The organism is Burkholderia torrens, from assembly GCF_984668525.1.
On record NZ_OZ480211.1, the window covers coordinates 680,695 to 695,132 of the forward strand.

Here is a 14,438-nt window from a genome sequence, read left to right on the forward strand (position 1 = left end):
GGCGTCAGCCGACCAGCCGTCCGCGCCGCACGCGCAGCCCTTTCTTCGCGAGCGCCGGCGCGAGGCCGCTGATCGTGCCGAGCGTATTGCCGCTGTGTGCGTGGCAGATCGCCATCCCGAGCGCGTCGGCCGCGTCCGAGCCCGGCTGGCCGGAAAGGCTGAGCAGGCGCGTGACCATTTCCTGCATCTGCGTCTTGGTCGCGCGGCCGTAGCCGACCACCGCCTGCTTCAGTTGCAGCGCCGTGTATTCGGCAACCGGCAGGCCGCCCGCGACGAGGCCGCAAATCGCGGCGCCGCGCGCCTGGCCGAGCAGCAGCGTCGACTGCGGGTTCACGTTGACGAACACCTGTTCGATCGCGGCCTGGTCGGGCGCATGTTCGCGCACGATCGTCGAGACGCCCTGGAAGATCGTGCCGAGCCGGGTGGCCAGGTCGGCCGTCGGCGTGCGGATCACGCCGCTCGTGACATAGGCGAGCCGGTGGCCGCTGACGTCGATGACGCCGAAGCCGGTGACGCGCAGGCCGGGGTCGATGCCGAGAATTCGCATGAGTGAGGAGAATTGCCTGATGCAGCGATACTACAACGATTGGTGCGACGCGCCGGCCGCACGGTTGCGTGCAAAGGCGCCGCGCAATGAAAAACCCGGCGGGTGCAGCTCGTGCACCGTCGCCGGGTTTCATGCCGCAGCCGCGCGGGCTGCATCCGATCAGTGACGGAAGTGGCGCACGCCCGTCAGGACCATCGCGATGCCGTGCTCGTCGGCTGCCGCGATCACTTCGTCGTCGCGCATCGAGCCGCCCGGCTGGATCACGCAGGTCGCGCCGGCCGCCACGACGACGTCGAGGCCGTCGCGGAACGGGAAGAACGCATCCGACGCGACCGCCGAACCGGCCAGCGTGAGGCCCGCGTTCTGCGCCTTGATGCTGGCGATGCGCGCGGAATCGACGCGGCTCATCTGGCCGGCGCCGACGCCGAGCGTCATGCCGTTGCCGCAGAACACGATCGCGTTCGACTTCACGTACTTCGCGACGCGCCATGCGAACAGCAGGTCGTCCATTTCCTTCGCGGTCGGCTGGCGCTTCGTGACGACGCGCAGCTCGCTCGGCTGCACGTTGCGCGAGTCGAGCGACTGCACGAGCAGGCCGCCGCCCACGCGCTTCAGGTCGAATGCGTTATGGCCGTCGCCCAGCGCGATCTCGAGCAGGCGCACGTTCTGTTTCGCGGCGAACACCTGCTTCGCGGCGTCGGAGAACGACGGGGCGATCAGCACTTCGACGAACTGCTTCGCGACAGCCTGCGCGGCCGCTTCGTCGACTTCGCGGTTGAACGCGATGATGCCGCCGAAGGCGGAAGTCGGATCCGTCTGGAACGCCTTCGCGTACGCGTCGGCCGAGTCGTTGCCGACCGCGACGCCGCACGGGTTCGCGTGCTTGATGATCACGCAGGCCGGCGCGTCGAACGTCTTCACGCATTCCCACGCCGCGTCCGAATCCGCGATGTTGTTGTACGACAGTTCCTTGCCCTGCAGCTGGCGGTAGTTCGCCAGCGCGCCGGCCGGCGTCGCGAGGTCGCGGTAGAACGCGGCGCTCTGGTGCGGGTTCTCGCCGTAGCGCAGGTCCTGCACCTTGTCGAACGCCAGGTTCAGCGTGGCCGGGTACGCGCTGCGCGACGCGTGCTTCAGCTCGTCGGTCAGGCTCGTCAGGTAGTTCGTGATCGCGCCGTCGTATTGCGCGGTGTGCGCGAACACCTTCGTCGCGAGGCGGAAGTTGGTCGGGTAGCCCACCGTATTGCCGTTCGCCTTCATTTCATCGAGCACGACAGCGTAGTCGGCCGGATCGACGACGACCGTCACGTCGCGGTGGTTCTTCGCGGCCGAGCGCAGCATCGTCGGGCCGCCGATGTCGATGTTTTCGATCGCGTCGGCGAGCGTGCAGTCGTTCTTCGCGATCGTCGCGACGAACGGGTACAGGTTCACGACGAGCAGGTCGATCGTCGGGATGCCGTGCTGCTCCAGCGCCTGCATGTGCTCGGGCAGGTCGCGGCGGGCGAGGATGCCGCCGTGCACCTTCGGGTGGAGCGTCTTCACGCGCCCATCGAGCATTTCCGGAAAGCCCGTGTAATCGGCCACTTCGGTAACGGGCAGGCCGGCGTCGGCGAGGAGTTTCGCGGTGCCGCCGGTCGACAGCAGCTTGACGCCGAGGTCGGACAGCGACTTCGCGAAGTCGACGATGCCGGTCTTGTCGGAAACGGAAATGAGCGCTTGCTTGATCATGATGGAACCACCAATAGCCAGGGAAACGGGGACGGGACGGCTGCCTACAGCAGGCCGTGCTGCTGCAGCTTCTTGCGCAGCGTATTGCGATTGATGCCGAGGTACTCCGCGGCGAGCGACTGGTTGCCGCCTGCCTGTACGAGCACGACCTCGAGCATCGGCTTTTCGACGCAGGACATCACCATTTCATAGACGTCGTGCGGATTGGAGCCGTCTAGATCCCGGAAATACACGTCCAGGCTCTCGCGGACACATTGTTCGATGTTGTGCTTGCTCATGCTGCTAACTGGTTATGGTCGTCCGACTCGCGCTGGCCGTTTTCCTCTTCGTCATCGACGTAGACGAGGTGGTCCGACACCGCCTTTTGCGCCTCGAAGAAGGCATTGACGGCGGCGAGCTGCTCGCGGGAGGAATCGAGCGTGTTCATCCTGTGCCGGAACCCGTTGGCACCGGAAAGGCCGCGAGTGTACCAGCCGATGTGCTTGCGCGCAGTACGGACGCCCGTGAATTCACCATAGAAAGCGTAGTGGTCTTCCAGGTGTTCGTTCATCACGTGCTGGATCTCGTCGATCAGCGGCGGGGGCAGCAGCTCGCCGGTTTGCAGGAAATGATCGATTTCGCGGAACAGCCACGGCCGACCTTGCGCGGCACGACCGATCATCAGCGCGTCGGCGCCGGTTGCGTCGAGCACGGCCTTCGCTTTCGCGGGCGACGTGATGTCGCCGTTTGCAACGACCGGAATCCGTACGGCCGCCTTCACGGCCGCGATGGTGTCGTACTCGGCATCGCCGCGGTACAGGTCGGCGCGCGTGCGGCCGTGCACGGTGAGCATCGAGATGCCGGCGGCTTCGGCCAGGCGCGCGACCGTGATCGCATTCTTGTGCTCGCGGTCCCAGCCGGTGCGGATCTTCAGCGTGACGGGCACCGCATCGGGCCCCGTGCCGACCGCCGCGACGACGGCCTCGACGATCCGCTGCACGAGCGGCTCGTTCTGCAGCAGCGCGGAGCCGGCCGCGACGTTGCAGACCTTTTTCGCCGGGCAGCCCATGTTGATGTCGATGATCTGCGCGCCGTTGTCGACGTTGTAGCGGGCCGCTTCGGCCATCATCGCCGGATCGGCGCCGGCGATCTGCACCGCGATCGGCTCGACTTCGCCTTCGTGGTTCGCGCGCCGCATCGTCTTCGCGCTTTTCCACAGCTGCGCGTTGGACGCGACCATCTCGGACACGGCGTAACCGGCGCCCAGCCGCTTGCAGAGCTGGCGGAACGGACGATCCGTCACGCCGGCCATCGGGGCGACGAACAGGTTGTTACGCAATACGTGAGGGCCGATAACGGGCATCGCAATGGCGCCGCCCGCGACCGGCGCGGGCAGGGGAAGGGAAGACGGAAACGCGCATTTTACCGTATTCCCATGCCCCGCCGATTTGACCCGGTTTGCCTGGCCTGCGCGCGCGCATCACGCGGCGCGCCCGCGCGTCAGTTGCGCTGGCCGAACATCATCTGGCGCGCGATTGCCTTCTTGAGCGGCGGCACGAATTCGAGCGCGGTGAGCGCCGCGCCGCGCAGCAGCGGAAGCGGGCCCGAATCGATCGTAAACAGCCGCGCCAGCGTGTCGGTCGCGCCGATCGTGAAGCGCCGGTCGAGCGCGCGGCGTGCGTTGAAGGTGGCGAGCGCGGTCGCTTCGAAGCCTTGCGCGGACAGTGTGTCGACGAGCGTATGCGCATCGCGCAGCCCGAGGTTGAGCCCCTGGCCCGCGACGGGGTGCAGGGTTTGCGCGGCATTGCCGACGATCGCGACGCGGCCGCTGACCAGGGTTTGCGCGGCATTCAGGCCGAGCGGGAAAGACGCGCGGCCGGCAATGGCGACGAAGTCGCCCATGCGTGCGCCGAACGCGCTGCCGAGCTCGCGCAGGAACGCGTCGTCGGGCAGCGCGGCACGCCGTGCCGCTTCGTCGGGCGTGCAGCACCAGACGAGCGAGTAGTCGGCCTGGCGCGGACCGCCGAGCGGCAGCAGCGCGAGCGGGCCTTCATGCGTGAAGCGTTCCCACGCGACGTTCGGGCGCGGCGCCGATACCGTGACCGTGCCGACGAGCGCGGTCTGCCCGTAGTCGCGGCGATGCTTGGCCGTATCGGCCTGCTGTTCGTGGAACAACCCGCCTTCGGCATTGATGACGATCCGCGCGCGCAGCGTGCGTTCGCCGTGCGGGCCGTCGAGCGTCAGCGTGACGCCGTCGGCGTCTTGCTGCGGCGCGCGCGCGGTGGTCGACGTGAGCCAGTCGACGCGCGTGTTCCGCACGGCGCCCGCGAGCGCCTGCACGATCGAGCCGTAGCGCACGACATAGCCGAGCGCGGCGAGGTCGTGCTCGTCGCGGTCGATCAGCGTGCGGCCGAAATGGCCGCGCTGCGATACATGGATATGTTCGATCGGCGTCGCGTCGGCGGGCCACGCAAGCGTGTCGAGCAGCACGCGGCTGCCGTGCGACACCGCGATCGCGCGCGGGTCGTTCGCGCTCGCGGCCGGTTCGCGCGCATCGATCAGCGCGATCGATGCGTGCTGCGTCGCGCTGCGGCGTGCGAGCCAGCCGGCGAGCGCGAGCCCGACGGGGCCCGCGCCGACGATGGCGAGGTCGTAGTCCGGCGTGGCCGGGGAGGAAGCGGTGGTCATCTTGATTCGTGAAACGGTGGTAACGGTCGGCGGCCGGTCATGCGCCCGCGCGCATCAGCGCTTCGATCTCGTCGGCGTCGACCGGCACGCCGCGCGTGATCAGTTCACAGCCGTGCTCGCGCACGATCGCATCGTCCTCGATGCGGATGCCGATGTTCCAGTACTCGGGCGGCACGTCGTCGGCCGCACGCACGTACAGGCCGGGCTCGACCGTCAGCGTCATGCCGGGCTTCAGCGTGCGCCACGGCAGCGCGCCGTTGCCGTCGCGCTCGGCGAGCCGCTCGCGGTAGTCGCCGCAATCGTGCACGTCCATCCCGAGCCAGTGGCCCGTGCGGTGCATGTAGAAGCGCGTGTACGCGCGCTCGGCGATCACGTCGTCGACCGACGAGAAGCGCGCCTTCGGGATGATGCCGGTGTCGAGCAGCCCCTGCGCGAGCACGCGCACGGCCGCATCGTGCGGCGCCTCGAACGGCACGCCCGCGCGCGTCGCATCGATCGCGGCCTGCTGAGCGGCGAGCACGATGTCGTACAGCGTGCGCTGCGCGGGCGAGAAGCGCCCGTTGGCCGGGAACGTGCGCGTGATGTCCGACGCATAGCCGTCGAGTTCGCACGCGGCGTCGATCAGGATCAGGTCGCCGTCCCGCGCGGCCGCGTTGCCGGCCGGGTAGTGCAGCACGCATGCATTCGCGCCGGCCGCGACGATCGAACCGTACGCCGGCGACTGCGCGCCGTGCTTGCGGAACAGGTACAGCAGCTCGGCCTCGAGTTCATATTCGCGGATGCCGGGGCGGCACACCTGCATCGCGCGGCGGTGCGCGAGCGCGGAGATGTGCGCGGCGCGCATCATGATCGCGAGTTCGTGTTCGTCCTTCACGAGCCGCATGTCGTCGAGCAGCGGCGTGAGATCGAGCAACGCGTCCGGCGCGGCGACGCCCGTGCGTGCCAGCGCGCGCACCGCGTCGATCCAGCCCGCGAGCTGGCGATCGAAATCGGCCGATGCACCGAACCGGTAGTGCACGGTGCCCGCGTCGGCGAGCAGGCGCGGCATCTCGGTGTCGATCACGTCGACCGCGAATGCCGCGTCGAAACCGAACGCGTCGCGCGCGGCGTCGGGTCCGTAGTGAAAGCCCTCCCAGATCTCGCGGTCGACATTCTTGCCGCGGCAGAACAGGATCGACTCCGGCGCGCCGTGCGGCGCGGCCGCGTTCAGCACGAGCACGGCGTCCGGCTCGGTGAAGCCCGTCAGGTAGTGGAAGTAGCTGTCGAACCGGTACGGGTAGGCCGTATCGCGGTTGCGCAGCAGTTCCGGCGCGGTGGGAACGATGGCGACGCCGCCGCCCGCGGCACGCAGTGCGGCGAGCACGCGTTCACGGCGCTGGCGGTAGACGTCGACGGCGATGGCGGTATCGATGGGCGCATTCATCGTGCGATTGTAGCGCCGCGCGACGCCGTGCGTGAAAGAGGGGCGGCAAGCCGCGCCGGAAGGCCCGCGCGGCGGTTGTTGCAAACCATCCACAGGCCGGACGGGCGATTTTCTGTCACGCGATGCTGGCCGGTTATGATCGACGACAACGTATACTCTCGGCGGTTCCCCAAAAAAGGCAGATGATGAAATTAATCGGTTCGCTCGGCAGCCCGTACGTCCGCAAGGCGCGGATCGTGCTTGCTGAAAAGAAGATCGACTACAAGCTGGAGCTCGAGGACGTGTGGGCGCCGGAGACGGATATTCATGCTTCGAATCCGCTCGGCAAGGTCCCGTGCCTCGTGATGGAGGATGGTGCCGCGGTGTTCGATTCCCGCGTGATCTGCGAATACGTCGATACGCTGTCGCCGGTCGGCAAGCTGATTCCGCAATCGGGCCGCGAGCGCGTCGAGGTCCGTTGCTGGGAAGCGCTGGGCGACGGCGTCCTCGACGCAGCCGTCGCGATCCGTCTCGAACACACGCTGCGGGAAGAAGCGCAGCGCAGCGCGAGCTGGATCGCGCGCCAGCAACGCAAGATCGACGACGCGCTCGTCGCGATGTCGCAGGGCCTCGGCGGCAAGACGTGGTGCGTCGGTAATCATTACACGCTCGCCGACATCGCACTCGGCTGCGCGCTCGGCTATCTCGATTTCCGGATGCCCGAGCTCAACTGGCGCGATCGCCACCCGAACCTCGACAAGCATTTCGTGAAGCTGCAGCAGCGGCAATCGTTCGCCGATACGCTGCCGCAGACCTGAGCCGCGGCGTTCGAATCTACGCATTCGGCAGACAAAAGAAAAGCGCCCCGCGGGGCGCTTTCTTTTTGCCGAACAGGCCGCCGCCGGAGCGGGGCGGCCGCGCGTCACTCGATCGACGCGTACACGGCTTCGCCGAGCGTGAACGAATCGCTGCGCGCGATGGGCCACCACTTGTCGTACAGCGAGAAGCCGCAGGTCCGGCCGTCGAGCAGCGCGCCGGGCTTCAGGTACTTCAGCAACTGCGACATCAGCCGCACCTCGTGCGGCGCGACCCGCTGCACGATGTGATGCGCGCGCAGCTCCGACGGATGTCCGAGGCCGGCTGCCTGCACGAGTTCCTGCAGCGCATGCAGCGTATTGCGGTGGAAGTTGTACACGCGCTCGGCCTTGTCGGGCACGACGAGCGCGCGCTGGCGCACCGGGTCCTGCGTCGCGACGCCGGTCGGGCAGCGGTCGGTATGGCAATGCTGCGCCTGGATGCAGCCGACCGCGAACATGAAGCCGCGCGCCGAGTTCACCCAGTCCGCGCCGATCGCGAGCGTGCGGGCGATGTCGAACGCCGTGATGATCTTGCCGCTCGCGCCGATCTTCACGCGGTCGCGCACGCCGATCCCGACGAGCGTGTTGTGCACGAGCAGCAGCCCTTCCTGCAGCGGCACGCCGACGTGGTCGGTGAATTCGAGCGGCGCCGCGCCGGTGCCGCCTTCCGCGCCGTCGACGACGATGAAGTCGGGCACGATGCCGGTCTCGATCATCGCCTTCGCAATGCCGAAGAATTCCCACGGATGGCCGATGCACAGCTTGAAGCCGGTCGGCTTGCCGCCCGACAGCGTGCGCAGCCGGTCGACGAATTCGAGCAGCCCGCGCGGCGTCGAGAACTCCGAGTGCGTCGCGGGCGAGATGCAGTCCTTGCCCATCGGCACGCCGCGCGTCTCGGCGATTTCCGGCGTGATCTTCGCGGCCGGCAGCACGCCGCCGTGGCCGGGTTTCGCGCCCTGCGACAGCTTCACCTCGATCATCTTGACCTGCGGATCGGCGGCCTGCTTCGCGAACTTGTCGGGATTAAAGGTGCCGTCGTCGTTGCGGCAGCCGAAGTAGCCGGACGCGATTTCCCAGATGATGTCGCCGCCGTTCTCGCGGTGGTACTTCGACAGCGAGCCTTCGCCGGTGTCGTGTGCGAACCCGCCTTTCTTCGCACCGAGGTTCAGCGAGCGGATCGCGTTCGCGGACAGCGAGCCGAAGCTCATCGCCGAGATGTTGAAGATCGAGATGTCGTACGGTTGCGCGCGATTCGCGCCGACGCGGATACGGAAATCGTGGTTCGGCAGCTTCGTCGGCGCAAGCGAGTGGCTGATCCATTCGTGCGCGACGGCCTTCACGTTCAGCTCGGTGCCGTACGGCCGGTTGTCGGCGACGTTCTTCGCGCGCTGGTACACGAGGCTGCGCTGCGCACGCGAGAACGGCTTCTCGTCGGTGTCGTCCTCGACGAAATACTGGCGGATTTCAGGTCGGATGAATTCGAACAGGAAGCGGAAGTGGCCCCAGAGCGGGTAATTGCGCAGGATCGCGTGACGGTCCTGGTTCAGGTCGTACACGCCGAGCGCGACGAGGGCGACGGGGATGAGGATCCACAGCCAGGAAAGGACGTGGGCCGACGCGAGCGCGGCCGCAGCGACGAGCAGCAGGACAGCGCACCACATCGCGAGGTAGCGTCTTGAAAGCATGGGGACTCCGTAAGAATCTTGAAATGCCGCCATGCGTACGCTGCGCGGCGGCGCGCCGGCCGCAGCGGAATCATGTTCCGCCGGGCGCAGCGTGCCGCAAGTCTAAACCGAATATGTGTCAGCGTGCGTCGGCGAGCGCCGGCGCGTGGCCGGCCGCCGCGGCCCGACCGGGCTGGCCGGTGGCTGCGGATTCGATGATGCCGCCGCCGAGACAGATCTCGCCGTCGTACAGCACGGCCGACTGGCCGGGCGTGACGGCCCACTGCGCGTCGTCGAATGCGAGCGAGAAGCGCGCTTCGCCTGCCGCGCCCGGTGCCGCGGTGCCGATCGCGGCCCGGCCGAATGCGCATGCCGCATCGGCCTGCCGGTAGCGCGTCTTCGCGCCGCACGCGAAACCGTCGGCCGGCGGCTCGCCGGCGACCCAGCTCACGTTGCCGGCGACGAGCTCGCGCGACAGCAGCCACGGATGATCGTGGCCCTGCACGACGTACAGCGTGTTCGACGCGATGTCCTTCGCGGCGACGAACCACGGTTCGCCGCTGCCGCTCTTGCTGCCGCCGAGGCCGATGCCCTTGCGCTGGCCGAACGTGTAGAACGCGAGGCCGATGTGCTCGCCGACCACCTTGCCGTCGGGCGTCTTCATCGGGCCGGGCTTCGTCGGCAGGTAGCGGTTCAGGAAGTCGCGGAACGGCCGTTCGCCGATGAAGCAGATGCCGGTCGAATCCTTCTTCTTCGCGTTCGGCAGCCCGATCTGCGCGGCGATCTCGCGCACCTTCGTCTTCGGGATCTCGCCGAGCGGGAACATCGTCTTCGACAATTGCGCCTGGTTCAGCCGGTGCAGGAAGTACGACTGGTCTTTCGTATGATCGAAGGCCTTCAGCAGTTCGAAGCGTCCGTCGCGCTCGCGCACGCGCGCATAGTGGCCGGTCGCGATCATTTCCGCGTCGAGCGACATCGCGTGGTCGAGGAACGCCTTGAACTTGATCTCGGCGTTGCACAGCACGTCCGGGTTCGGCGTGCGGCCGGCCGAGTATTCGCGCAGGAACTCGGCGAACACGCGGTCCTTGTATTCGGCGGCGAAGTTCACGGCTTCCACGTCGATGCCGATCAGGTCGGCCACCGACACGACGTCGATCCAGTCCTGGCGCGTCGAGCAGTATTCGCCGTCGTCGTCGTCTTCCCAGTTCTTCATGAACAGGCCGACCACGTCGTAGCCCTGTTCCTTCAACAGCCACGCGGTCACCGACGAATCGACGCCGCCCGACATGCCCACTACCACACGGCGCTTGCTCATTTGTTGACCGCCTGACGTTCGAATGCTTCGGGGCGCGGCGCGACCGAATGCGTATGCACGAAATCGAGCGGAATGCGCCGCCCGGCGAGATAGTCGTCGACGCAGCGCATCACCGCGGGCGAGCGATGCCGCTCGCTGCACGCGCGCAGTTCGTCGGCCGTCATCCACAGCGTGCGGACGATACCTTCGTCGAGCACGTGGCCCGCGACCGGTTCGCCGGCCTTGCCGCAGAACGTGAAGCGCAGGTAGGTCGCGCCGGCGGTGCCGGGGCGGTCGTAATGCGCCAGGTAGACGCCGACGAGTGCGTCGGGCGTGAACGGGTGCGCGGTTTCCTCGAGCGTTTCGCGGATCACGGCGTCGGCCAGCGTTTCGCCGGCCTCGAGATGGCCGGCCGGCTGGTTGATGCGCAGGCCCGTCGAGGTTTCTTCCTCGATCACGAGAAAGCGGCCGGTGTGCTCGACGAGCGCGGCGACCGTGACATGCGGGGTCCAGATTTCGGGTTTCATGGTTCGGCATTTTACCGGTTGCGCCTGAACGCTGCCGGCCGTCACGCTGGATGTATCCGACCCCGTAAGCGTTGCGTCTCGCCGGCGCGCTGCGACGCAGGCTGGGCTGGTGCGGCATCCACGTACGATCGATCGCGCGGAGCGGGGCGCCGCAGCCGTCGCCTCGGGGTGAAAAACGGCGCCAGCGCGGGGTGGTGCGTACACGGCACGCGCGGCCGGCGTAGCCGGCAACGCCGCCGCGTATGCGTTCATGGCTCGACGAGGCGCGCGACGCAGGCGGCGATCGTGTCGCGGACGCGCACGATCGCCGGGTCGCGCTGCGTGCTCGTGCGCCAGCCGATTTCCACCGGGTAGCGCGGCAGGTCGACCGGGCACGCGAGCGCGCGCAGCGGCGTCGATCGGGCGATCGCGTGCGCTGCATGCGCGGGAATCGTCGCGATCGCGTCGGAGCCGGCGAGCAGGTACGGCAGCGCGGCGAAATGCGTGGTCGACGCCGCGACGCGCCGCTTGTGGCCGAGCGCGGCCAGCGCCTCGTCGACGATCCCGATCACGCCGCCCGACGACACGAGCAGGTGGTCGCGCCGCAGGAAATCGGCGAGCGTCAGCGTGTGCGGCGGCCGCTCGCGGGCGGCCGGATCGATCAGGCACGCGTAGCCGCCCGTCGCGACCGCACGCCGGCTCAACCCGCTCGCCGAGAACCCGCCCGACGCGATCGCGAGATCGACGCCGTGCCGCAGCAGCGCGTCGCCGGCGATGCCGCTGTGGGTCTGCCGGAAGATCAGCCGGATGCCTGCGGCTTCCCGCGCGACCGCATCGATCAGCGCGCGGCCGAGCGCGATCTCGAAGTCGTCGGACAGCCCGACCGAGATCGTGCGGCCGACGCGGTCGCCGCTATCGGCCGCGATCGCGAGGCTTTCGCGGCAGCGGTCGAGCGCGTCGGACAGGATCGGCTTCAACTCGTCCGCGCGCGGCGTCGGCGCGAGCCCGCGGCCGGTGCGCACGAACAGCGGATCGGCGTAGATCACGCGCAGCCGCCCGAGCGCCGCGCTGACGGCCGACTGCGTGAGGTCGAGGCGCAGCGCCGCGCGGCTCGCACCGCCTTCCTCGTACAGCGCCTCGAACACCTTCAGCAGGTTCAGGTCGAGACCGGCGATATCATCTGCGTTCATGACACATATCTTTCTATCGATTTGATCGATGACATCTTATCGATAAAGATGGCGGCATCCCATTCACCGGAGTTGCCACCATGTCCACGTCAGTCATTGCCGCATTGCAGATCGGTGCATCGCCCGCCGGCACGCGGGCCACGCTCGACACGATCCTCGGCTACGAAACCGCGATCCGCGACAGCGGCGCGTCGCTCGTCGTGCTGCCCGAGGCCGTGCTCGGCGGCTATCCGAAAGGCGAGATCTTCGGCACGCGGCTCGGCTACCGGCTGCCCGAAGGCCGCGACGCGTATGCGCGCTACGCCGCGCAGGCCATCGACGTGCCGGGGCCCGAGACCGACGAGCTGGCCGCGCTGTCGCAGCGCACGGGCGCGAGCCTCGTGGTCGGCGTGATCGAGCGCGGCGGCAGCACGCTGTACTGCACGGCGCTGTTCTTCGATCCGCGCGACGGGCTCGTCGCGAAGCACCGCAAGCTGATGCCGACCGGCACCGAGCGGCTGATCTGGGGGCAGGGCGACGGCTCGACGCTCCCCGTCGTCGAAACGGCCGCCGGCCGCGCGGGTGCCGCGATCTGCTGGGAGAACCACATGCCGCTGCTGCGCTGCGCGATGTACGCGAAAGGCGTGCAGATCTGGTGCGCGCCGACCGTCGACGAGCGCGACCTGTGGCAGAGCTCGATGCGGCACATCGCGCATGAAGGGCGTTGTTTCGTCGTGAGCGCGTGCCAGGTGCAGCCGTCGCCGCGTGCGCTCGGCATCGACGTGCCGGGCTGGGACCCCGAGCGGCCGCTGATCCGCGGCGGCAGCGTAATCGTCGGGCCGCTCGGCGACCTGCTGACCGAGCCGCTGGTCGGCGAGGCCGGGCTCGTGACCGCGCGCATCGATACCGACGAACTGGTGCGGGCGCGCTACGACTTCGACGTCGTCGGCCACTACGCGCGGGCCGACGTGTTTTCGCTGCACGTCGACGAGCGGCCGAAGCGGCCGGTGGTGTTCAGCGGGTAATGGAGGAAGGGCGGGCGCCGCACGGCGGCGGCGCGCATCGCACCCGCCGCCGTACCGCGTCAGCGCATCGGCGCTTCCGCGATCCGCATGTAGTCGGCGATCCGCCGTCCTTCCATGTCCGGAAACTGCTCGTGAACGGTGATGTCGCCCATCCGCGCGATGTCGAAGGTGCGGAAATCGTCGCGCAGCTCGCACCACGCGCCGATCGTCCAGCGCCCGCCCCAGTAGACGAGCCCGAGCGGCCATACGCGCCGTTGCGAATGCGCGCCGAGCCGGTCGCGATAGCCGAAGCTGACGATGTGGCGCGTGTCGATGGCCTGGTGGATCGCGTCGACCTTCGCGCAGAACGTCTCGTCGATGTGGAACGACGGCGCGAACACGGGCAAGCGGTCGAGCGCCGTGCGCTTGTCGGCCGGCATCGCCGACGCGATCTTCGCGAGCGCCGAGCGCGCGCCGCTCGCGAAGCGCGCACCGCCCCAGGTCTCGAGCATCCGCGCGCCGGTGGCGAGCGCCGCAAGCTCCTCGGCCGTGAACGTGAGCGGCGGCAGGCTCGCGTTGCGGTTCAGCCGGTAGCCGATGCCGGCTTCGCCTTCGATCGGCACCCCAGACAGTTGCAGGTCGCGCACGTCGCGATAGACCGTGCGCGGCGACACCGACAGCCAGTCGGCCAGCTGCTGCGCGGTCGTGAGACGACGCCCGCGCAGCAGCTCGGCGATCTGGAACAGGCGGTCGGCACGACGGGTCATGACAGCACCTCGATTCCTCTGGCGACGGGGACTTCGCGATGATAGCGCCGCGCCGGCACGCTGACCGGTGCGCTCAGTGGCATTTCGGCGCGTGCAGGCCGACGCGGTTGCCTTCGGTATCGATCAGGTAGCCGACGTAGCCGTAGTTGTTCGGCAGCTCGACGACCGAGCCCTGCACGACGCCGCCCGCGCGCTTCACGCGTTCGAGCGCCGCGACGACCGATTCGCCGGCGTTCAGGTAGACGAGCACGCCGTTCGCGCTCGGCTTGATCTGCTGCGGATCGAACACGATGCTGCCGCCGGTGCTCGACGCATCGCGATCGAATATCGCCATCGGCACGCCGCCGATGATTTCGCGCTGCAACGTGGTTTGCAGCACGGTTTCGTAGAAGCGGATCGCGCGTTCGAAATCGAGGGAAGGGATGTCGAACCACGCGATCGCGCGTTCGAGGGTTGCGGTGGCCGTTGCGGACGTCATGACGAGCTCCTTGTTGCGTTGTTATACGGGGTCGGTTTGGAAACCAGCCTGCATTGCGCCGGGATTGCAGTGTGAGCGCCGGCTGCTGACACCGTATTGTCAGTAGAGTTGTCATCAATCCGGACGAGCCGCACGAGGGCGTCGTGAAGCCGACCGTCACGTACGACGGGCTCGTGCCCGGCGCGGAGATGGATCGCGGGATTCGCGGCGGCTGGCCGGTCGTGCTGTCGAGTCTGAAGCCGCTGCTCGAGACGGGGCACGCGCTGCCGTTCACGATGGGGCGCCGGGACGGCTCGAAGCACTGACGGCTGCGCAAAAGCACAGGGGCCGCAATAGCGGCCCCCGGGACGTCGTGGCG

Annotated in this window: 15 protein-coding genes; 3 read left to right on the forward strand and 12 right to left on the reverse strand. The window is 68.3% G+C overall.

The window, feature by feature from the left end:
- Positions 1 to 4: 4 nt before the first annotated feature.
- The 6 genes from ruvC to AC5LXX_RS03170 all read right to left on the reverse strand — a co-directional run bounded on the left by ruvC (position 5) and on the right by AC5LXX_RS03170 (position 6,362).
- The gene (ruvC, locus tag AC5LXX_RS03145) at positions 5 to 547 is read right to left on the reverse strand and encodes a crossover junction endodeoxyribonuclease RuvC (protein WP_124449473.1); all 543 of its coding nucleotides are present in this window, start codon (positions 545 to 547) and stop codon (positions 5 to 7) included.
- 159 nt (positions 548 to 706) lie between these two features.
- Complete coding sequence (gene purH, locus AC5LXX_RS03150; RefSeq protein ID WP_493410439.1) at positions 707 to 2,272, reverse strand: bifunctional phosphoribosylaminoimidazolecarboxamide formyltransferase/IMP cyclohydrolase; 1,566 nt, start codon at positions 2,270 to 2,272, stop codon at positions 707 to 709.
- A 44-nt stretch (positions 2,273 to 2,316) separates the two neighbouring features.
- Positions 2,317 to 2,550: a Fis family transcriptional regulator gene (locus tag AC5LXX_RS03155; protein ID WP_006476892.1), complete on the reverse strand. Its 234-nt coding sequence runs from the start codon at positions 2,548 to 2,550 to the stop codon at positions 2,317 to 2,319.
- Positions 2,547 to 3,614, reverse strand: coding sequence for a tRNA dihydrouridine synthase DusB (gene dusB / locus AC5LXX_RS03160; protein ID WP_322081903.1), 1,068 nt, complete (start codon positions 3,612 to 3,614; stop codon positions 2,547 to 2,549). The genes AC5LXX_RS03155 and dusB overlap by 4 nt, the downstream gene beginning before the upstream one ends.
- A gap of 137 nt (positions 3,615 to 3,751) precedes the next feature.
- Positions 3,752 to 4,939 carry a UbiH/UbiF/VisC/COQ6 family ubiquinone biosynthesis hydroxylase gene (locus AC5LXX_RS03165; RefSeq protein ID WP_493410440.1) on the reverse strand — a complete coding sequence of 396 codons (1,188 nt, stop codon included), beginning with the start codon at positions 4,937 to 4,939 and terminating at the stop codon, positions 3,752 to 3,754.
- Between the two features lie 37 nt (positions 4,940 to 4,976).
- Positions 4,977 to 6,362: an aminopeptidase P N-terminal domain-containing protein gene (locus tag AC5LXX_RS03170; protein WP_124449463.1), complete on the reverse strand. Its 1,386-nt coding sequence runs from the start codon at positions 6,360 to 6,362 to the stop codon at positions 4,977 to 4,979.
- Positions 6,363 to 6,544: 182 nt separating this feature from the next.
- Between AC5LXX_RS03170 and AC5LXX_RS03175 the strand changes: the two genes are divergently transcribed.
- A complete protein-coding gene (locus AC5LXX_RS03175; protein ID WP_493410441.1) occupies positions 6,545 to 7,159 on the forward strand; it encodes a glutathione S-transferase family protein in 615 nt (204 codons plus the stop codon).
- Positions 7,160 to 7,263: 104 nt separating this feature from the next.
- Here the strand turns inward: AC5LXX_RS03175 and AC5LXX_RS03180 are convergent, their stop codons facing one another.
- The 4 genes from AC5LXX_RS03180 to AC5LXX_RS03195 form a co-directional block, all read right to left on the reverse strand.
- Positions 7,264 to 8,883 carry an FMN-binding glutamate synthase family protein gene (locus tag AC5LXX_RS03180; protein WP_124449460.1) on the reverse strand — a complete coding sequence of 540 codons (1,620 nt, stop codon included), beginning with the start codon at positions 8,881 to 8,883 and terminating at the stop codon, positions 7,264 to 7,266.
- A 118-nt stretch (positions 8,884 to 9,001) separates the two neighbouring features.
- Positions 9,002 to 10,177 carry a tRNA 2-thiouridine(34) synthase MnmA gene (gene mnmA, locus AC5LXX_RS03185; RefSeq protein ID WP_124449458.1) on the reverse strand — a complete coding sequence of 392 codons (1,176 nt, stop codon included), beginning with the start codon at positions 10,175 to 10,177 and terminating at the stop codon, positions 9,002 to 9,004.
- Positions 10,174 to 10,683, reverse strand: coding sequence for an NUDIX hydrolase (locus AC5LXX_RS03190; RefSeq protein ID WP_493410442.1), 510 nt, complete (start codon positions 10,681 to 10,683; stop codon positions 10,174 to 10,176). The genes mnmA and AC5LXX_RS03190 overlap by 4 nt, the downstream gene beginning before the upstream one ends.
- 248 nt (positions 10,684 to 10,931) lie before the next feature.
- On the reverse strand, positions 10,932 to 11,852 hold the full coding sequence (locus AC5LXX_RS03195) for a LysR family transcriptional regulator (RefSeq protein ID WP_493410443.1): 921 nt from the start codon (positions 11,850 to 11,852) through the stop codon (positions 10,932 to 10,934).
- An 80-nt stretch (positions 11,853 to 11,932) separates the two neighbouring features.
- Here AC5LXX_RS03195 and AC5LXX_RS03200 point away from each other — a divergent pair, with 80 nt between their 5' ends.
- Complete coding sequence (locus tag AC5LXX_RS03200) at positions 11,933 to 12,856, forward strand: carbon-nitrogen hydrolase family protein (RefSeq protein ID WP_493410444.1); 924 nt, start codon at positions 11,933 to 11,935, stop codon at positions 12,854 to 12,856.
- Positions 12,857 to 12,915: 59 nt separating this feature from the next.
- On the opposite strand, the gene AC5LXX_RS03205 is transcribed toward AC5LXX_RS03200, so the two are convergent.
- A complete protein-coding gene (locus AC5LXX_RS03205) occupies positions 12,916 to 13,602 on the reverse strand; it encodes a helix-turn-helix transcriptional regulator (protein WP_034182756.1) in 687 nt (228 codons plus the stop codon).
- Between the two features lie 73 nt (positions 13,603 to 13,675).
- A complete protein-coding gene (locus tag AC5LXX_RS03210) occupies positions 13,676 to 14,080 on the reverse strand; it encodes a VOC family protein (RefSeq protein WP_124449450.1) in 405 nt (134 codons plus the stop codon).
- 143 nt (positions 14,081 to 14,223) lie between these two features.
- Between AC5LXX_RS03210 and AC5LXX_RS03215 the strand changes: the two genes are divergently transcribed.
- Entirely contained in the window at positions 14,224 to 14,385 is a 162-nt protein-coding gene (locus AC5LXX_RS03215; RefSeq protein ID WP_493410445.1) for a toxin-antitoxin system, toxin component, read from the forward strand.
- The last annotated feature ends 53 nt before the right edge of the window (positions 14,386 to 14,438 follow it).